Below are 19,176 nucleotides of genomic sequence, written 5' to 3'. Positions count from 1 at the left end.
CAATTGCCGGTTTTCAATTGTCTTTTCCCTGTATATACTCACAGCAAGACTGTATAAACGCACAGGGGGCGGGATGAAAGCATTAACGGCCAGACAGCAGCAGGTCTATGACCTGATTCGTGATCACATCGAGCAAACCGGCATGCCGCCGACACGCGCGGAAATTGCTCAGCGTCTGGGTTTCCGTTCCCCTAACGCAGCGGAAGAGCATTTGAAGGCTCTGCAACGCAAGGGCGTGATTGAAATTGTTTCCGGCGCTTCACGCGGCATCCGCTTACTGATGGAAGAAGCCAACGGCCTGCCGCTGATCGGCCAGGTTGCGGCGGGTGAGCCGCTGCTGGCGGAGCAACATATTGAAGGCCACTATCAGGTCGATCCGTCACTGTTCAAACCTAACGCGGATTTTTTGCTGCGGGTTAACGGCATGTCGATGAAAGACATTGGTATTCTTGACGGCGATTTGCTTGCCGTACATAAAACGCAGGACGTGCGCAACGGCCAGGTGGTTGTGGCGCGTATCGAAGACGAAGTCACCGTTAAGCGCCTGAAAAAACAGGGCAACATCGTTCAGCTTCTGCCGGAAAACGGCGAGTTCCAGCCGATCGTGGTGGATTTGCGCGAGCAGAACTTTACCATTGAGGGGCTGGCGGTAGGCGTGATCCGCAACGGTAACTGGCTCTGACCTTTTCCGTTTTCTATCCCTGAGCGTTATCTCATAATGACTGCCGCCCCATAATAGGGGTGGTGGTTTTTTTATTGGCATGAAACAGGAGCAAGCGTGAATCAGACTGACAAAGCATTGTGGCGACTGGCTATCCCCATGATTTTGTCCAACGTGACGATTCCGCTGCTCGGCCTGGTAGACACGGCGGTCATCGGGCATCTCGACAGCCCTGTCTATCTGGGAGGCGTTGCCATTGGCGCTATGGCGACCAGCTTTCTGTTCATGCTGCTGCTTTTTTTACGCATGAGCACGACCGGCCTGACAGCGCAGGCGTTCGGCGCCGGGGATAAAGCCGGTATGGCGCGCGCGCTGGCGCAGCCGCTGATGCTGGCGGTGCTGGCGGGCGTGATTATCGTGGCGTTGCGTGAACCACTGATTGCGCTGACGCTGCGGCTGGTCGGCGGCAATGCCGACGTGCTGGCGCAGGCCAACCTGTTTTTACAGATTCGTTGGCTGAGTGCGCCGGCGGCGCTGGCGAATTTCGTTATTCTCGGTTGGTTGCTCGGGGTGCAGTATGCGCGGGCGCCGGTGATCCTGCTGATCGTCGGCAACGTGCTGAATATCGGGCTGGACCTGCTGTTCGTTATGGGGCTGGGCTGGAAAGTGCCTGGTGCGGCGCTGGCGACGGTGATTGCCGAATATGCCACATTGCTGCTCGGGCTGTGGTTGGTGTGGCACGTGATGCGTTTGCGCGGCCTGGTGCCGGCCGACTTCCGCGGTGCCTGGCGCAGCAACCTGCGTCGTGTGCTGGCGCTGAACCGCGATATCATGCTGCGTTCCCTGCTTTTGCAACTCTGCTTTTCTTCACTGACCATTCTGGGCGCCCGTATGGGCAGCGACGTCGTGGCGGTCAACGCGGTGCTGATGAACCTGCTGACCTTCACCGCCTATGCGCTGGATGGTTTTGCGTATGCCGTGGAAGCGCACTCCGGTCAGGCCTATGGCGCGCGTGACGATCGTCAGTTGCGGAAAGTCTGGCGGGCGGCCTGCCGTCAGGCGGGGCTCGTCGCGGTGAGTTTCTCTGTGGCGTATGCGCTTTTCGGCGGCCATATCATACGGCTGCTGACGTCTATCTCTTCATTACAGGAACTGGCGATGCACTTCCTGCCGTGGCAGGTGGTGCTGCCGCTGCTCGGCGTGTGGTGCTATTTGCTGGACGGCTTGTTCATCGGCGCTACGCGCGGTGCGCAAATGCGCAACAGCATGGTGGTAGCCACATTGGGGTATGGGCTGACGCTGCTCACGCTGCCCTGGTTGGGCAATCATGGCTTGTGGCTGGCGCTGGCGGTGTTTCTCAGCCTGCGTGGTTTGTCGCTGTGGGTGATCTGGCGGCGGCATAACAAGGCCGGAACCTGGTTCAGCGCGGCATAAACGGAAATCCCTGCCCGGCGCATTCATCGGTACCATGATGCGCTGCGGTTATCGTCTTTTACGTTGCTCAGGTTCGCTGTGGTCGTGGTTGCAGGTTTCCCGCTGCTGACAGGACTCTACGGAGCTGCATTCGCCGCACAATCCGTGCGCTTCTACCACGCTGTGTCGCAGCGTAAATCCTGTCTTCTGCGCTAATGCTTCCAGATGCGCCTGAATTTCGCTGGTAGTCTGCTCCGTTACCTGTCCGCAACGATGGCAGATGAACAGGGCCGACGTGTGGCTGGGTTCTTCCGGGTGGTGGCACATCACATAGCTGTTGGTGGACTCGACTTTGTGGATGAAGCCCTGCTCCAGCAAGAAGTCCAGCGCCCGGTAGATGGTCGGCGGTTTGGCCTGAGGCTCGGTTTCGCGCAGCAGATCGAGCAGATCATAGGCACTGATGGCGCCGTGTTGCACCGACATCAGCCGCAGGACTTCCATGCGTTGCGGGGTCAGCCGGACGTTACGCTGCAAACAAATCTGCTCCGCCTGTGCAAGCAATCGTTCTGTGGATGTTGTGGTCATGACGTCAATTCCTCCGATAATTGAGGATATTTTATCACGTTTGGCAGGGCATACCGAACGATGCGGTACGGATATGAGAAAACGGGCTGACAGCGCAAACCGCTGTCAGCCCGTTCTTTACGGACAAGCCGATAATTATTTGATTTCAGACTGATGTGCGTAAGCATCACCGTTGTTCAGAGCGTTAATCACGGCGGCACGTTGATCCTGTGCGCTCAATTGAGAGAACGTGGCGCTACCGTTAACTTTTGCTGCGGCGATACCCCCCTGTTGCAGTTTCTGTTTTGCCATCAACTGGTGCTCGTAAGCGGTGCCGTTATGGTTGGAATAGGCCAGGGCGCTTTGTTCTGCCGGGCTGAGCTGTGAGAAAGTCTGGGCAAAAGCGGAACCGGTCAGGGTCAGTGCGATAAGTGCGGTCATTGCGATGGTTTTCATAATAGTCTCTTCTCTAATCTTTTCGGCGACACCCGACGGCGGTAATGAGCACGCTGGCGCGGATTATCGTTCGTTATGCGTAAATTCGGTGCTGGTTATCTGGCGTAACGCTTATTTGTTCAGTCCGATCTGATGAGCCTGGGCGCTGCCGTTATTCAGTTGGTTAACAACCGTGGCGCGCTGCTCGCTCGGCGTCATCTGAGAAAAAGTCTGAGCGAAAGCAGAGCCGGTCAGGGTCAGAGCCATAAGTGCGGTGATTACGATGGTTTTCATAATATTGTCTCTCTCTAAAAAGTATTTTCAGGCCGGCTATCTATTAGACCGGTCGTCTAGTTTTTGGGTAAAAAATAATGCCTAACAATGGCCGGCTCATTCGGAGCCGTCACTCTCGTTATGTGGGCATAAAGCCGGTCTATGCGATGGGCTTCAGCAAGCGTTCCGTACGCTGCATGGCTGAGATAAACGGAGCATCAGATCGGCTGACCTTAGCCCGTAAAGCTGCCCCCAGCCATAAAGAGTAAATCGAGTCGGCAAGCAGCTCTGGCGTTTCATCGATGGCTAATGAACCTTCTTCCACGCCGGCCTCAATGCTCGATCTGAGCTGGGCGATAACGCGCGTGACGCCGTGATCCAGCGCTTCACGCATGACTTCAGACAAGTCGCTGACTTCACCGGCCAATTTCACCATCAGACATTTGCTGTGGCAGGCCGCCTGGCAGCTTTGGGTCATCCACAGCGAAAAGTAATCCAGCAGATGCTGACGCTGTGTTTTATTCGGATCCGCAAACCGCTCTTTCGACGTAATGACATAATCGCTGAAATAACGATTAAGCAACGCCTCACCAAACTTCTCTTTCGATTTGAAGTAATGGTAAAACGAACCCTTCGGTACTCCGGCGGTGGCAAGCAACTCATTCAGCCCCATGGCGGTAAAGCCAAGGTTGAGAATCAACTTCTCGCCCACATCCAGAATGTGTTCACAGGTATTGTTGGTCGCGGTCGTTGTCTTGTTCATGTGAAAGATATTAGTAGACCGGTTGGTCTAGGTCAATAATGATAATAACAAGCGGGACTATTTAGCGTGTACATTTTTGTTTACAGTATGATGCAGAGCCCCGCGGGGCATAGAATAAGAGTAACGCAATGCCGGGAAAGAAAGTAGGGAACGTGCCTATTATCGCGGGGATTGAAGTGCGTGCAGGGCAAGGATTCAGGAGGCAGCCGGTGTTCTGCAGGCATGGGAACGGCTTGCTTTGTTATGGTAAACTGCGCCTCCGCCGCCCTTCATCGCAGACCGCTTAACGCGTAAGGGCGCTTCGAATTCGTTGATAAGTATGAAAATGTACCCTAATCAAGAGCCGCAAAAAACGTTGCAACCGGACAACACCGCTGGAGAAAACGTGGGGAAATACCCGCTTAACCGCTTTTCTGTCGCCCCGATGCTCGACTGGACGGATCGCCACTGCCGTTACTTCCACCGCTTGCTGAGCAAGCAGGCCTTGCTGTACACCGAAATGGTGACCACTGGCGCAATCATTCACGGCAAAGGCGACTACCTGGCTTACTGCGAAGAAGAGCATCCGCTGGCGTTGCAACTGGGCGGCAGCGATCCGGCCGCGCTGGCGCATTGCGCGCAGCTGGCGCAGCAGCGGGGCTATGATGAGGTTAACCTGAACGTTGGCTGCCCATCGGATCGTGTGCAAAACGGCCGTTTCGGTGCCTGCCTGATGGGCGAAGCCCAACTGGTGGCTGACTGTGTGAAAGCAATGCGTGATGCGGTTTCCATTCCGATTACGGTGAAAACCCGCATCGGTATCGACGATCAGGACAGCTACGCATTTTTATGCGACTTCATTTCTACGGTTGCGGAGCAGGGCGGATGCGATACCTTCATCGTCCATGCGCGCAAAGCCTGGCTCTCCGGCCTTTCGCCGAAGGAAAACCGCGAGATCCCGCCGCTGGATTACCCGCGGGTATATCAGTTGAAGAAAGATTTCCCGCACTTGACCATCGCCATCAACGGTGGGGTGAAGTCGATTGAGGAAGCCAAAAATCATCTGGCGCATCTGGACGGCGTGATGGTGGGGCGCGAGGCATACCAAAATCCGGGCATTCTGGCGCAGGTGGATCGCGAACTGTTCGCCTCTTCTGCCATGCAGCCTGACAGCATTGCGGTGATCCGGGCGCTGTATCCTTATATTGAGCGGGAACTGACGGCGGGGACTTATCTGGGGCATATCACGCGCCATATCCTTGGCCTGTTTCAGGGCATCCCCGGCGCGCGCCAGTGGCGGCGGCATCTGAGCGAGAATGCCCACAAGCCCGGCGCCGGCATTGAGGTGGTTGAGCAAGCGCTGCAATTCGTTACCCGTGTGCGGTCAGAATCACCATAAATTAGTTAGTTTCACTATTCATCCCACTTCTGTTACCGTCGACGTACCATAAATCAATAAGTTAGGTTTATGGTATGTTGGCACGCTTCTTGATACATCTCCGGCAACAGGTAACCGTTATGGTTTAGCCTAACTTTGCGGGAGATTGCCATGCTTGAGTTTATTTTTGTCGTTGGCTTTGTGGTGGTGCTGATGATGACCGGGGTATCTATTCTGGGCGTGATCGCCGCTGTGTTTGCCGCTGCGATGCTGATGGTATTTGGTGGTTTGTTTGCCCTGGTGATCAAGCTGCTGCCCTGGTTGCTGCTGGCGATTATCGGCGTATGGATCTATCGCGCCGTGCAGAAGCCGCAGCCGCGCCGCTATCGCCGTTATTACTGATCTTATCTGTGAAAAAACGGGCGGTTTTCCCGTCGCCGTCCGGGTAGCATAGGCGCCACATCCTTTTTTGAGGCGGGACCATGACTGAACATGAAAAATTGCTGCGCGGAGAGAATTACAATTCGCGCGATCCGGAATTGCTGGGCATGTATCACCGGGCGCGTAAGCTGACCCGTGAGTTGAGTACGCTGGATTCACAGGATTTTGCCGAAAAGAACCGTTTACTGCGTGAGCTGTTTGGCGCCTGGGGAGACGAAAGCTGGATCGAGCAGCCGTTTTGGTGCGACTACGGCAGCCACGTCAACGTCGGGCGTAATACGTTCATCAACGTCAACGCCGTATTTCTCGACTGCAATACCATCACTATTGGCGGCAACGTACTAATCGGCCCCAATGCCCAGTTCTACACGCCCAATCATCCCATCAGGGCTGGGGAACGCATGACCGGCGACCCGGCGCGCCCGTTTCTGACGCACGCCAAGCCAATCGTGGTGGGAAATAACGTCTGGATTGGCGGCAATGTCGTGATTTTATCCGGTGTCACCATCGGAGATAACACGACGATTGCCGCCGGCAGCATCGTCACCCATGACATCCCTGCCAACGTACTGGCAATGGGGCAACCTGCCAGGGTGATCCGCAGCCTCGATTAATCTTCCGGAATTAACAAACTGGAGCCGCTCAGCGCCCGGCTTTGCAGCATCTCATGGGCGCGCTTCGCTTCGCGCAGCGGGAATCGCTGCTGCGCGGGCACATCAACCTTAATGGCGCCGTCGGCGATCAGCGAGAACAGCTCCTGACTGGCGTCGAGCAGATCCTGACGGCTGTTGATATAACCGTTGAGGGAAGGACGGGTGACGAACAGGGAACCCTTCTGATTGAGAATGCCGAGATCGACGCCGGTCACCGGGCCGGAAGCGTTGCCTAAGCTGACCATCAGCCCGCGTACTTTCAGGCTGTTGAGCGAAGGCAGCCAGGTATCTTTCCCGACGGAGTCATACACCACGCCGACTTTTTCGCCATGGGTCAGTTCTGCGACGCGTTTGGCGATATCTTCCGTCCGGTAGTTAATCGTCGCCCATGCGCCGGCTGCGCGGGCGCGGGCGGCTTTCTCATCGGAACCCACGGTGCCGATAAGCCTGACGCCCAACGCCTTCGCCCATTGACAGGCGATAAGCCCCACGCCGCCCGCGGCGGCATGAAACAGAATGGTTTCCCCGCTCTCGACGCGGTGCGTGCGCCGCAGCAGATACTGCACGGTCAAACCTTTCAGGAAAGAAGCCGCCGCCTGTTCAAAGCTGATTGCGTCGGGCAACGGAGCGATATTTTTTGCCGCCACGTTATGCACGCTGGCGTAAGCGCCGAGCGCGCTCTGGGCATACACTACGCGGTCGCCGGGCCGGATGCCGGTGACGCCGGCGCCCACGCTGAGTACCACGCCGGCGGCTTCGGAACCCAGCCCGGAAGGAAAGTGTGTTAATGGATACAGTCCGCTGCGGATATAGGTGTCAATATAGTTGATGCCGACAGCTTTATTGCTGACCTGTACTTCGCCCTCTGCCGGAGGATTCGGCGTAAATTCCTCATATTCAAGAACTTCAGGGCCGCCATGGGCGCTGAAACGGATACGTGTAGCCATAGAGTCTCCTTGGGTTGAATCAGACAGACGAAGTCGGCAAAGATGTGATGTATCAGGTATACTGGCACGCCACCACTTCATTACAGACAAAGCATCTCACTATGGCAGGAAACAGACCCACCAACAAACAGAATGAGACACCGCGCGATCGCCAGGTAGAAGGGCTGAAATTGCCCCCGCATTCCCTGGAAGCGGAGCAGTCCGTGCTGGGCGGGTTAATGCTGGACAACGAACGCTGGGACAACGTGGCAGAACGCGTGGTTTCCAACGATTTTTACAGCCGTCCGCATCGCCTGATCTTCACCGAAATGCAGCGTTTGCTGGAGATGGGGAAACCGATTGACCTGATCACGCTCTCTGAATCCCTGGAGCAGCGCGGCGATCTGGACAGCGTCGGCGGTTTCGCCTACCTGGCCGAACTGTCGAAAAATACGCCCAGCGCAGCGAACATCGGCGCTTATGCCGACATCGTGCGGGAACGCGCGGTGGTGCGGGAAATGATTGCGGTAGCAAATGAAATTGCCGACGCCGGTTACGATCCCCAGGGGCGCAGCAGCGAAGAGCTGCTGGATCTGGCGGAGTCGCGGGTATTCCAGATAGCGGAAAACCGCGCCAGTAAAGACGAAGGTCCGAAAGGCATCGATCGTATTCTGGAAGACACGGTTTCCCGTATCGAACAGCTTTACCAGCGTCCGCATGACGGGGTTACCGGCGCAGATACCGGCTATCAGGATCTGAATAAAAAGACCGCCGGATTACAGAACTCTGACCTGATTATCGTGGCGGCGCGTCCCTCAATGGGGAAAACCACCTTCGCCATGAACCTGTGTGAAAACGTGGCGATGACGTCGGACAAACCGGTGCTGATATTCAGCCTGGAAATGCCCGGCGAACAAATCATGATGCGTATGCTGGCCTCGCTTTCGCGCGTCGATCAGACCCGCATCCGTACCGGCCAGCTTGATGATGAGGATTGGGCGCGTATTTCCAGCACTATGGGCATCCTGCTGGAGAAACGCAACATGTACATCGACGACTCCTCAGGCCTGACGCCGACGGAAGTCCGCTCCCGCGCCCGCCGTATTTTCCGTGAGCACGACGGGCTGAGTATGATCATGATCGACTATCTTCAGCTGATGCGTGTACCTGCCCTGTCGGACAACCGAACGCTGGAGATCGCTGAAATCTCCCGCTCACTCAAAGCGCTGGCTAAAGAGCTGCAGGTGCCGGTCGTGGCCCTGTCGCAGCTTAACCGCTCGCTGGAACAGCGTGCGGATAAGCGCCCGGTAAACTCCGACCTGCGTGAATCCGGCTCTATTGAACAGGATGCCGACCTGATCATGTTCATTTATCGTGATGAGGTGTATCACGAAAACAGCGACCTGAAAGGCATCGCAGAAATCATTATCGGTAAACAGCGTAACGGCCCCATCGGTACGGTACGCCTGACATTTAACGGGCAGTGGTCGCGTTTCGACAACTACGCGGGGCCGCAGTTCGACGAAGAATAACCACGGCATCGGCAGGAGGTCCGCCTATCGCGGGCCTCCAACACTTAACCTTCTTCTTCCAAGGAATCAAAATGAAAGCGGCAACTGCCGTCATCGATCGCGATGCGTTGCGCCATAATCTGCAATGCATCAGAACATTTGCGCCACACAGCCGCTTGGTTGCCGTGGTGAAGGCCAACGCCTACGGGCACGGATTACTGGAAACGGCGCATACGTTGTCGGATGCTGACGCGTATGGCGTGGCGCGTATTGATGAAGCGCTGCGGCTGCGCTCCGGCGGTATCGTGAAACCGATTCTGTTGCTGGAGGGGTTTTTCTCCGCCGATGACCTGGCCGTTCTGGTGGCGAATAACATTGAGACCGCGGTACACAGCGAGGAACAACTGATCGCGCTGGAACAGGCCGAGCTGGAGCGCCCGGTGAAGGTGTGGATGAAACTGGATACCGGCATGCATCGCCTGGGCGTGCGCCCCGAGCAGGCGGAAGCATTCTGGCAACGTCTGTGCGACTGCCGGAATGTTGCACAGCCGGTTAACATGATGAGTCATTTCAGCCGGGCGGATGAGCCCGAATCCGATGCGACGCCGAAGCAGATCGCCTGTTTTGATCGCTTCGTCGCCGGTAAACCCGGATTGCAGTCTATCTCCGCTTCCGGCGGGATTCTGCTGTGGCCGCAGGCGCATCGCGACTGGGTACGGCCGGGCATTATCCTGTACGGCGTTTCGCCGCTGGCCGAGCCTTACGGCGCGCATTACGGCCTGAAGCCGGTGATGACGCTGAAATCCAGCCTGATCGCGGTGCGTGAGCATAAGGCCGGGGAACCTGTCGGCTATGGCGGCGCCTGGGTAAGCCCGCGCGACACCCGCCTGGGCGTCGTGGCGATAGGCTATGGCGATGGCTATCCGCGCAGCGCGCCGTCAGGAACGCCGGTGTTGATTAATGGCCGGGAAGTTCCGCTGGTAGGCCGGGTCTCCATGGACATGATTACCGTCGATCTCGGCCCCGGCGCCGCAGATAAAGTCGGTGACGAGGTGATCATGTGGAGTGCCGATCTGCCGGTGGAGAAAATCTCCGCCTGTACCGGCATCCTCACCTATGAGCTTATCACCAAGCTTACCTCGCGCGTCTCGATGGAATATACGGGAGCGTAACGCCTCACCGCGCGCTGCCGCTAGGTCAGCGCGCGTTTCCTCAGTTCAAGCAGCAGTTTGAGAAAATCCGTTTTGCTTAGCTGTAATTTCCTCATAATGTTGAGTTTTTGGCTGCTGACCGTTTTATAGCTACGGTTGAGACGCGTGGAAATATCCTTCTCACGGATGCCGCGCACCATCATCTGCAGTATCTGCCATTCACCGCCGGATAGCGGATTATGCAGATCATGGTAACCTGTGCCTGAAGCGATATTGTTGTTCAGGTGCCCGGAAATGCAGGCTAGTGCTTCGCTTTTAGGCAATAGCGTGATTGCCGCCGGATGGGACAGCAAGCGCGATATCCCCTCATGGAATATATCCGTCAGAATAATCCAGCGGTGCTGGTGATAGCTTGGTCTGATATTCAGAATGAAGCGTATCGAGTCACAGACATTGTCCGTATGGTTATATAACTCCATGACAATAACTTGTTTCTTCATCTTGTTCAGGCTGAATGCCAACTCCATCAGGCTATTTACCGCCGTGATTTTCCCTGCGTTGCACTCCGGCGCCATTATGCCCTTGATACCTTCTACAATAAAATGCGACGGCTCCAGCACCAGAATATCAGTGGGTTCCTTTGCGCTTATCATAGACTGAACTCATCATCGCTGCCTGTGTGCGCCATTAGCCATTTCTCTTCGGCAAACTGCCATTTGCTGGTGGGATGAATGATATTGAGGTCGCCGTTGGTGTTAAGCCCGGCGATATGATTGGAACATATTTCGGCTTTGTAACCCTGCAATGTTGTGCATTTATTCAACTGAAAACGGGTGATGCCGTTGATGAGCGTTCCCGGGTATCTTTCCTGCCGTAATAGAAGAAATTCATTTCCTTTACAGCTCATTGAATAAGAGGAAGTGAGCTGCAATAGATCGTGTTTGAGCTGTGAATTAGGTTCTTCGCTCGGACTGCTGTTGCTTAAAAATACCTTGCAAGAGTCGATATTACCGAGAAAAAGCTCTTTATGCGCTGAAGTCGGAGACGGTATTAACACTAAAAACAGCAGCCATCCGATAAAGGCCGTCGCTGCGCAAATGGTGGCGGTAAGCACATACTGCCGTGGTACAGCGCTTCTGATGCGGCGGGTGTTGGCGGGCTGAGGCGCTTGTCTGGTCCTGGAAATTGGGGGCTGTGCCGGTTCATTCGCGGCGAGTGGCTGAGGAGGATTGGGTATTTTCAGCGCTTCTGGCGACTCTGACTCGCGGATATCACAAATATCTACCTGGATTTCCGGTTCAAGCATAAAACCGATTTTGGGTACGGTGACGATGAACTCGTCTTCAATACCCAGCGTGCGGATTACTTTACGTAAACGACTAACACACTGATTCAAGTTATTATTACTGGATATTAATCCATGGTCATCCCAGACCTTTTTAAAGATATCCTCGCGACTGACAACCTGACCTTGATTGGCAATAAGTAATAAAAGTAAACGCTGTGCAGGATTGGCGATAGGGATAGCATCGTGTTCGGACATACCCGAAATACTCAGGTTACCCATATCGACATTAAACGTAATAATCTGATTAAAAATATATTTTTTAGTTTTCATTGCTACATCCATTCACAATCCATGATGCATGGGTAACGGCCCGGTACCGGTGAATCATTTCCCGGCCACGATTTACTGACATAGTCTGATATATCCGGTTGGCCGGATTACAGCGACATGTCGCCTCCTGAAAGTGAGTGAATAACCTCCCGATCTTTCAACGAAATTTTATTAAGCACGCTAATGTTACTGCGGCTGAATATGTTTGTGATAAACACCAATAGTGTTATCGGCAGATATGATCGGTTCTGTGCTGCTATTCCAGACATCAGAAATCATTATTGTCATGATAGGAGAATAATTCTCCGGCGTGCAGTCATATTTATTCAAAGTCATACAATAAGGACGGAAATTATTATTGAGGTCAGTAAACTCTGCGCCGTTTTGTGTCCATAAAATGAACGCAGGATGCTCAATATATATCCAAGCGGGAGTTTCGTTCTGGCAAGCTGAGTCTCATAATAATACCGGCTGTTTTTCTTATAAGAAGATAAGCAAACGATATCCTGTTCTTCATATGCGATTTTTATAGAAAAGTCTTAGCTATCACCTGAACAATTATATAGTTCATTTATGTTAATGATACCTTTATGTTTCATCAGGCTTGATTTAATCGTATTTATTCTGTTTTAGTTCACATTTTAATGCAATCTCTCTGTCAGTCTGCGTGATACGATGAGTTTTGCCTGTTCTTTGCGATAAAGTAAACAAAATTTAAGAATGATTATTTGTCGCGGTACACGGCTTTTTTCCCGGTATTGGAATATTTACCTCGATTTTTTTGTGGTTTATTGGAAAGTTTTGCTGTTTTGTTGTCGCTATGATAAATCGGACAAAACCCTATATAACGCAGGGTCTTATGCTGGCAACAGACTTTTCGTGATGCGCCAGAATGCGTACTGAATAAGTCATATTCCACGCGTTATTACTAATATTGGGAACGTATGGACAAAAATCATGGATGAGTTGTATTTTTTCTTCAAATAGAATATGCAATGTTTATAACCAGATATTTGGTTTAATTTGGTTTTAAAGTCTTAATGTTTTGGTTTGCTTGGTTTTTAGTTCTGCATTTTTGTGTGATTATTACTTTATGATTTTATTTGTAAACCCAGGAAATTTCACTTATCTGCTAAGAGTGAATGACAGAAATCTCATTTTATACCGATATTTCTGAGATAAATCACGCAGGTAATTACCAATGTAATGACTATTACCTCTATATCTGTATTATTATTAAAAATTCATGGCCATACCCTGCCATTCACTTTTTTGAGGAGAGTAACACCGTGTTCCAGCATGTAGATGCTTATGCAGGCGATCCCATCCTCTCACTGATGGAAACATTCAAACAAGATCCCCGGGCGGACAAGGTCAACCTGAGTATCGGGCTGTACTATGATGAAAATGGTGTGGTTCCGCGGCTGAAGGCCGTGGCCGGTGCAGAAGACAGGCTGCTGGCCCGTCCCTCCTCTGCGTCGCTTTACCTGCCGATGGAAGGACTGGCCCCTTACCGTAGCGCCATACAGACTCTGCTGTTTGGCGACGCTCACCCGATGGTTCAGCAACAACGTATCGCGACCGTTCAAACGATTGGCGGCTCCGGCGCGCTCAAGATTGGTGCTGATTTCCTCAAGTACTACTTCCCTGACTCCGAAGTCTGGGTCAGTGACCCGACCTGGGAAAACCACGTCGCGATTTTCAGCGGCGCCGGTTTCCGCGTTCACCAGTATCCTTACTTTGATCCTGAAACGCTGGGCGTGAATATCACCGGCATGCTGGATACCCTGTCGCAACTGCCGCCGCGCAGCATCGTGCTGATGCATCCGTGCTGCCATAATCCCACGGGCTCAGATCTGACGCACGAACAGTGGGATCGCGTTATCAACGTGGTGCGCGAGCGTGAGCTGATCCCGTTCCTGGATATCGCTTATCAGGGATTCGGCGCAGGTATGGACGACGATGCCTACGCCATCCGCGCGATGGCGCAGGCCGGGTTGCCCTGCCTGGTCAGCAACTCGTTCTCTAAAATTTTCTCCTTGTACGGCGAACGTGTCGGCGGCTTGTCCGTGGTCTGTGATGATGCGCAAAACGCCTTAAAGGTGCTGGGCCAACTGAAAGCGACGGTGCGCCGTAATTACTCCAGCCCGCCGAATTATGGGGCACAGCTGGTGTCGGCGGTGCTGAATGATGCGCAACTCAAGGCGCAATGGCTGGACGAAGTGGAAAGCATGCGTTTGCGCATTCTCACCATGCGCCAGACGTTGGTGGATTCGCTGAAAGAGGTGCTGCCGGCGCGCAACTTTGATTACCTGCTGACGCAACGCGGCATGTTCAGCTATACCGGGCTTAGCGCACAGCAAGTGGATCGCCTGCGCGAGGAGTTCGGCGTGTACCTGATTCACAGCGGCCGTATGTGCGTTGCCGGAATGAACCGGGCAAATGCGCAGCGTGTTGCGCAAGCCATTGCCGCCGTACAGTAATTTTCCCCTCCGGAACGGCATTTCCTGCCGTTCCGCTTATTCATTTCATTAATTTTTTGTAAAGATCGCATCAAGAGTTGCCGCAAACTGTACAAAGAATATACTTATTGAGGACGTCAGACGATGTGGTTTCAGCAAACGCTGGTTCTTAGCGCCAAACCCCGCGGTTTCCATCTGATTACAGGTGAAATCATCGAAAAGCTTCCGCAACTGGTTTCAGTGCGGGTGGGGTTGCTGCACTTGCTGCTGCAACACACCTCGGCGTCGTTAACCCTCAATGAAAACTGTGATCCCACCGTCCGGGACGATATGGAGTGCCATTTCTTACGCTCCGTGCCGGAAGATGCTCCCTATGAGCATGACTATGAGGGCGCCGACGATATGCCGGCGCACGTTAAGTCGTCGCTGTTGGGAACCTCTCTGACCTTGCCTGTGGGCAACGGCAGACTGTTGCTGGGAACCTGGCAGGGGGTTTGGCTCGGTGAGCACCGTATTCACGGCGGCGCCCGCCGGATAGTGGCAACTGTACAAGGGGATTAGATTCATGAATCATTCGGCTTTTTTACAATATTGCATGGCAAAGCCTGGCGCGGAACAGAGCCAAAAGAACCGCTGGAACGCCAACCAGGTTAAAGTCGGCGGCGTGATGTTCGCCATGGTGGACCCGTCGGAGGGCCGTCTGGCGGTATCGGTGAAAACCAGCTGCGAACAGGCGCGCAGGTTGCGCAACGAATACCGCGAGATTGTACCCAGCCAGAATCTGAACAAGGCGCACTGGAGTACGTTGTACCTGGACGGCTCACTGAATGACTCACTGGTTTATAAACTGGTGGACGGTTCGTATCAGCTGGCGCTGGGGCGTTTGCCGGAGAATTCGTTGCAGGAACTGTAATACATTGATTTGCCGATAAAGATAAGAATGCCGCAAAAAGCGGCCGATAGAATACAGACTTAGCGTGAAATTAAAAATCCCGTTGGGATGATGAGAAGGGAAGAAACAAAAGGGGGCGAGTGCCCCCTTGTTATTTGCGTTACTTTTTCTTTTCCAGCAATGGCTTCAGGAAACGTGCGGTGTGGGACTTCTCACACTTCGCCACGGTTTCCGGCGTGCCGGACACCAGGATTTCGCCGCCGCCGCTGCCGCCTTCCGGCCCCAGATCGACGATCCAGTCAGCGGTTTTGATCACGTCCAGGTTATGCTCAATCACCACGATTGTGTTGCCCTGATCGCGCAACTGATGCAAGACGTCCAACAGTTGCTGAATATCGGCGAAGTGCAGCCCGGTGGTAGGCTCATCCAGGATGTACAGTGTCTGTCCGGTGCCGCGTTTGGACAGCTCGCGCGCCAGCTTAACGCGCTGGGCTTCGCCCCCTGACAGCGTCGTCGCCGACTGACCAAGCCGGATATAAGACAGCCCGACATCCATCAGCGTTTGCAGCTTACGCGCCAGAGCAGGAACGGCGTCGAAGAATTCGCGTGCTTCTTCGATCGTCATATCCAGCACTTCGTGAATGCTTTTCCCCTTGTATTTGATCTCCAGCGTTTCACGGTTGTAGCGTTTGCCCTTGCACTGATCGCAGGGAACGTACACGTCCGGCAGGAAGTGCATTTCCACCTTGAGCACGCCGTCGCCCTGGCAGGCTTCGCAGCGGCCGCCGCGGACGTTAAAGCTGAAGCGACCGGGCGTATAGCCACGGGCACGCGCTTCGGGCACGCCGGCAAACAGTTCGCGCACCGGGGTGAAGACGCCGGTGTAAGTCGCCGGGTTAGAACGCGGGGTTCGCCCGATGGGGCTTTGGTCGATGTCGATAACCTTATCGAAGTGCTCCAGCCCTTCGATCTCCCGGTACGGCGCTGCTTCCGACAACGTCGCGCCGTTCAGTTGACGCTGGGCGATAGGGAACAGCGTGTCGTTAATCAGCGTGGATTTCCCGGAGCCGGACACCCCGGTGATGCAGGTAAACAACCCAACCGGCAGCGTCAGCGTAACGTCCTTCAGGTTGTTTCCTTTGGCGCCGGAGAGCTTGAGCACCTTGTTCGGATCGGCAGGCACCCGCTGTGCCGGAATCGCGATTTCTTTCGCGCCGCTCAGATACTGGCCCGTCAGTGAACCGGGAACCGCCATGATTTCATCAACCGTTCCCTGAGCGACGATTTCACCGCCGTGTACCCCGGCGCCGGGGCCGATGTCGATTACGTGATCGGCGGCGCGAATGGCGTCTTCATCATGCTCCACCACGATAACCGTGTTGCCCAGGTTACGCAGGTGTATCAGGGTTTCCAGCAGACGTTCGTTGTCACGCTGATGCAGGCCGATGGAAGGCTCATCGAGCACGTACATCACGCCGACCAGGCCGGCGCCGATCTGGCTGGCGAGGCGGATACGCTGCGCTTCGCCGCCGGAGAGGGTTTCCGCCGAACGCGACAGGCTCAGGTAATTCAGGCCGACGTTAACCAGGAACCGCAGGCGATCGCCGATTTCTTTCAGCACCTTCTCTGCAATTTGCGCCCGCTGCCCCTGTAGCTTCAGGTCGCTGAAAAAATGCAGCGCGCTGCCGATGCTCAGCTCGGAAATTTGCGGCAGCGTAGTGTTTTCGACAAAAACGTGGCGGGCTTCTTCGCGCAGGCGCGTACCACCGCAGGCGGTGCAGGGGCGGTTGCTGATGTATTTGGCCAGCTCTTCACGCACGGCCTGGGATTCCGTCTCTTTATAACGGCGTTCCATGTTGTTCAGCACGCCTTCGAACGGATGGTGTCGTACCGTGGTGTCGCCGCGATCGTTGATGTATTTGAATTCTACGGATTCCTTGCCGGAGCCATTCAGGATCACCTTGCGGACTTTTTCCGGCAGCGTGTCGAAGGGCGCCTCAACATCAAAATGATAATGGTCCGCCAGCGACTTCAGCATCTGGAAATAGTAAAAGTTGCGGCGATCCCAGCCGCGGATGGCGCCGCCCGCCAGGGAGATCTCGGTGTTCTGCACCACGCGGTCCGGATCGAAATATTGTTGCACGCCAAGCCCGTCGCAGGTGGGGCAGGCGCCGGCCGGGTTATTGAAGGAAAACAGGCGCGGTTCCAGTTCGCGCATACTGTAGCCACAGATCGGGCAGGCAAAGTTGGCGGAAAACAGCAACTCCGGCGCGTTGGGATCGTCCATGTCCGCGACCACTGCGCTGCCGCCGGAAAGCTCCAGCGCAGTTTCAAAAGATTCCGCCAGACGCTGGGCCAGATCCTCCCGCACTTTAAATCGGTCAACCACCACTTCGATGGTGTGTTTCTTTTGCAGCTCCAGCTTCGGCGGATCGGAGAGGTCGCACACCTCGCCGTCGATGCGGGCGCGGATATAACCCTGCGTTGCCAGGTTTTCCAGTGTCTTGGTGTGCTCGCCCTTACGCTCTTTCACGATCGGCGCCAGCAGCATCAGGCGTTTGCCTTCCGGCTGAGTCAGCACGTTGTCTACCATCTGACTGACCGTCTGCGCCGCCAGCGTAATATCATGCTCCGGACAGCGCGGCTCGCCGACGCGGGCGAACAGCAAACGCAGGTAATCGTGTATTTCGGTAATGGTGCCCACGGTGGAGCGCGGGTTGTGCGAGGTGGACTTCTGCTCGATGGAGATGGCCGGCGACAACCCCTCAATGTGGTCTACGTCCGGTTTCTCCATCAGCGAAAGAAACTGGCGCGCATAAGCCGACAAGGATTCGACATAGCGGCGCTGACCCTCAGCATACAGGGTGTCGAACGCCAGCGAGGATTTCCCCGAACCGGAGAGACCGGTAACGACGATCAGTTTATCGCGCGGGATAATCAGGTTGATATTCTTTAGGTTGTGGGTACGTGCGCCCCGTACTTCAATTTTATCCATTCAAATATGTCCCCGATGAGACTTGGCCATCATGTTTCTGTTGCGGATAACGCTGTCTCGCTCTGCAACGGGGTCTGTCCGGACTCGGGCCACATCACGCAACGGCGTACTAAACGAGCAATTATGGCACAATTAATCCTGAATGGATATCCAGTATTAATGTGCAATACTGTAATGAGGTTATAGAAAGATGCGAAGGCGTTTACAAGATCGATCCGCGGGTGCCGTCCGGCGATTGGCGTGGTAAACTTTGCGGTTTAGAGTTCAGAAAACTACATCATCAGGAGACCCGAAATGGCCAGCAGAGGCGTTAACAAAGTAATTCTCGTCGGAAATCTGGGGCAAGACCCGGAAGTCCGCTATATGCCGAACGGTGGGGCCGTCGCCAACTTTACTCTGGCGACTTCGGAGTCCTGGCGTGACAAACAAACCGGCGAGCAGAAAGAAATCACCGAATGGCACCGCGTGGTGTTGTTCGGCAAGCTGGCGGAGGTTGCCGGCGAATATCTGCGTAAAGGTTCACAGGTTTATATCGAAGGCCAGCTGCGTACGCGTAAGTGGCAGGGGCAGGATGGTCAGGATCGTTACACCACGGAAGTGGTGGTTAACGTTGGCGGCACCATGCAGATGCTGGGTGGCCGTCAGCAGGGTGCCGGCGCGCCGATGGGCGGCGGTCAGCCTGCGGGCCAGCAGGGCGGTTGGGGTCAGCCTCAGCAGCCGCAGGGCGGTGGCCAGCAGTTCAGCGGCGGCGGTCAGCCTCAGTCCCGTCCGCAGAGCGCGCCGCAGCCAGGCAATAATGAACCGCCGATGGATTTTGACGACGATATCCCGTTCTGATTTAGTACATCAGCCGTTTTTGGCAAATGAACGTTTATGATTTGCTGAATATTGAAAATAAAGTCCCGGCTCTGGCGCCGGGACTTTAGCATCAACAGATTAGCGTACGGGCAACATTCCGATTCAGTAATTCTTGTTTTCCGGGAATGGGTACAATGTTGCCGTCGCAGAAAAGTTTCGCGTCAGCGGGCTTAGCATCTCACCGACGCAAAAGACGCACACAG

Annotated in this window: 19 protein-coding genes; 11 read left to right on the top strand and 8 right to left on the bottom strand. The window is 54.6% G+C overall.

Annotated elements, in window-relative coordinates; all coding sequences use genetic code 11:
- Positions 1-73 precede the first annotated feature (73 nt).
- Together lexA and dinF are read left to right on the top strand one after the other, a co-directional pair.
- On the top strand, positions 74-682 hold the full coding sequence (lexA, locus tag C8D90_RS17970; protein WP_115459837.1) for a transcriptional repressor LexA: 609 nt from the start codon (positions 74-76) through the stop codon (positions 680-682).
- 96 nt (positions 683-778) lie between these two features.
- The gene (gene dinF / locus C8D90_RS17965) at positions 779-2,095 is read left to right on the top strand and encodes an MATE family efflux transporter DinF (RefSeq protein ID WP_268991131.1); all 1,317 of its coding nucleotides are present in this window, start codon (positions 779-781) and stop codon (positions 2,093-2,095) included.
- Between the two features lie 48 nt (positions 2,096-2,143).
- On the opposite strand, the gene zur is transcribed toward dinF, so the two are convergent.
- The 4 genes from zur to C8D90_RS17950 all read right to left on the bottom strand — a co-directional run bounded on the left by zur (position 2,144) and on the right by C8D90_RS17950 (position 4,109).
- Positions 2,144-2,659 carry a zinc uptake transcriptional repressor Zur gene (gene zur / locus C8D90_RS17960; RefSeq protein WP_115459835.1) on the bottom strand — a complete coding sequence of 172 codons (516 nt, stop codon included), beginning with the start codon at positions 2,657-2,659 and terminating at the stop codon, positions 2,144-2,146.
- A 135-nt stretch (positions 2,660-2,794) separates the two neighbouring features.
- A complete protein-coding gene (locus C8D90_RS17955; protein WP_115459834.1) occupies positions 2,795-3,094 on the bottom strand; it encodes a chemokine-binding protein in 300 nt (99 codons plus the stop codon).
- Between the two features lie 111 nt (positions 3,095-3,205).
- Complete coding sequence (locus tag C8D90_RS22110) at positions 3,206-3,367, bottom strand: hypothetical protein (protein ID WP_162844420.1); 162 nt, start codon at positions 3,365-3,367, stop codon at positions 3,206-3,208.
- Positions 3,368-3,506: 139 nt separating this feature from the next.
- Positions 3,507-4,109 (bottom strand): TetR/AcrR family transcriptional regulator, encoded by a 603-nt coding sequence (locus C8D90_RS17950; RefSeq protein ID WP_115459833.1) that lies wholly within the window; start codon positions 4,107-4,109, stop codon positions 3,507-3,509.
- A 319-nt stretch (positions 4,110-4,428) separates the two neighbouring features.
- On the opposite strand from C8D90_RS17950, the gene dusA reads away from it, so the two are divergent.
- The 3 genes from dusA to C8D90_RS17935 all read left to right on the top strand — a co-directional run bounded on the left by dusA (position 4,429) and on the right by C8D90_RS17935 (position 6,521).
- On the top strand, positions 4,429-5,487 hold the full coding sequence (gene dusA / locus C8D90_RS17945; RefSeq protein WP_196238522.1) for a tRNA dihydrouridine(20/20a) synthase DusA: 1,059 nt from the start codon (positions 4,429-4,431) through the stop codon (positions 5,485-5,487).
- A gap of 150 nt (positions 5,488-5,637) precedes the next feature.
- Entirely contained in the window at positions 5,638-5,868 is a 231-nt protein-coding gene (gene pspG, locus C8D90_RS17940) for an envelope stress response protein PspG (RefSeq protein ID WP_115459832.1), read from the top strand.
- An 80-nt stretch (positions 5,869-5,948) separates the two neighbouring features.
- A complete protein-coding gene (locus C8D90_RS17935; RefSeq protein WP_115459831.1) occupies positions 5,949-6,521 on the top strand; it encodes a sugar O-acetyltransferase in 573 nt (190 codons plus the stop codon).
- Here the strand turns inward: C8D90_RS17935 and C8D90_RS17930 are convergent.
- Positions 6,518-7,507: an NADPH:quinone reductase gene (locus C8D90_RS17930; RefSeq protein WP_115459830.1), complete on the bottom strand. Its 990-nt coding sequence runs from the start codon at positions 7,505-7,507 to the stop codon at positions 6,518-6,520. The two genes, C8D90_RS17935 and C8D90_RS17930, sit on opposite strands and share 4 nt — an antisense overlap.
- A gap of 101 nt (positions 7,508-7,608) precedes the next feature.
- On the opposite strand from C8D90_RS17930, the gene dnaB reads away from it, so the two are divergent.
- A complete protein-coding gene (gene dnaB / locus C8D90_RS17925) occupies positions 7,609-9,018 on the top strand; it encodes a replicative DNA helicase (RefSeq protein ID WP_115459872.1) in 1,410 nt (469 codons plus the stop codon).
- A 71-nt stretch (positions 9,019-9,089) separates the two neighbouring features.
- Complete coding sequence (gene alr / locus C8D90_RS17920) at positions 9,090-10,169, top strand: alanine racemase (RefSeq protein ID WP_115459829.1); 1,080 nt, start codon at positions 9,090-9,092, stop codon at positions 10,167-10,169.
- A gap of 20 nt (positions 10,170-10,189) precedes the next feature.
- Here the strand turns inward: alr and C8D90_RS17915 are convergent, their stop codons facing one another.
- A complete protein-coding gene (locus C8D90_RS17915; RefSeq protein ID WP_162844419.1) occupies positions 10,190-10,768 on the bottom strand; it encodes a helix-turn-helix transcriptional regulator in 579 nt (192 codons plus the stop codon).
- A gap of 29 nt (positions 10,769-10,797) precedes the next feature.
- Positions 10,798-11,766, bottom strand: a complete 969-nt coding sequence (locus C8D90_RS17910; protein WP_115459871.1) for a winged helix-turn-helix domain-containing protein — start codon at positions 11,764-11,766, stop codon at positions 10,798-10,800.
- Positions 11,767-13,055: 1,289 nt separating this feature from the next.
- Between C8D90_RS17910 and C8D90_RS17905 the strand changes: the two genes are divergently transcribed.
- From C8D90_RS17905 to C8D90_RS17895, 3 genes are all read left to right on the top strand, one after another.
- Positions 13,056-14,249 (top strand): amino acid aminotransferase, encoded by a 1,194-nt coding sequence (locus C8D90_RS17905; RefSeq protein ID WP_115459870.1) that lies wholly within the window; start codon positions 13,056-13,058, stop codon positions 14,247-14,249.
- A 123-nt stretch (positions 14,250-14,372) separates the two neighbouring features.
- The gene (locus tag C8D90_RS17900; protein WP_115459827.1) at positions 14,373-14,789 is read left to right on the top strand and encodes a secondary thiamine-phosphate synthase enzyme YjbQ; all 417 of its coding nucleotides are present in this window, start codon (positions 14,373-14,375) and stop codon (positions 14,787-14,789) included.
- A 4-nt stretch (positions 14,790-14,793) separates the two neighbouring features.
- Complete coding sequence (locus C8D90_RS17895) at positions 14,794-15,141, top strand: MmcQ/YjbR family DNA-binding protein (protein ID WP_115459826.1); 348 nt, start codon at positions 14,794-14,796, stop codon at positions 15,139-15,141.
- A gap of 139 nt (positions 15,142-15,280) precedes the next feature.
- Here the strand turns inward: C8D90_RS17895 and uvrA are convergent, their stop codons facing one another.
- Entirely contained in the window at positions 15,281-18,115 is a 2,835-nt protein-coding gene (gene uvrA, locus C8D90_RS17890; protein ID WP_115459825.1) for an excinuclease ABC subunit UvrA, read from the bottom strand.
- Between the two features lie 294 nt (positions 18,116-18,409).
- On the opposite strand from uvrA, the gene ssb1 reads away from it, so the two are divergent.
- Positions 18,410-18,952, top strand: a complete 543-nt coding sequence (ssb1, locus tag C8D90_RS17885) for a single-stranded DNA-binding protein SSB1 (protein ID WP_115459824.1) — start codon at positions 18,410-18,412, stop codon at positions 18,950-18,952.
- Positions 18,953-19,176: the final 224 nt, after the last annotated feature.

Origin of the sequence: Enterobacillus tribolii (assembly GCF_003363015.1) — a bacterium.
Taxonomy (GTDB): domain Bacteria; phylum Pseudomonadota; class Gammaproteobacteria; order Enterobacterales; family Enterobacteriaceae; genus Enterobacillus; species Enterobacillus tribolii.
The sequence above is the reverse complement of the archived record's forward strand: the minus strand, read 5'-3'. Positions and strand labels throughout refer to the sequence as shown.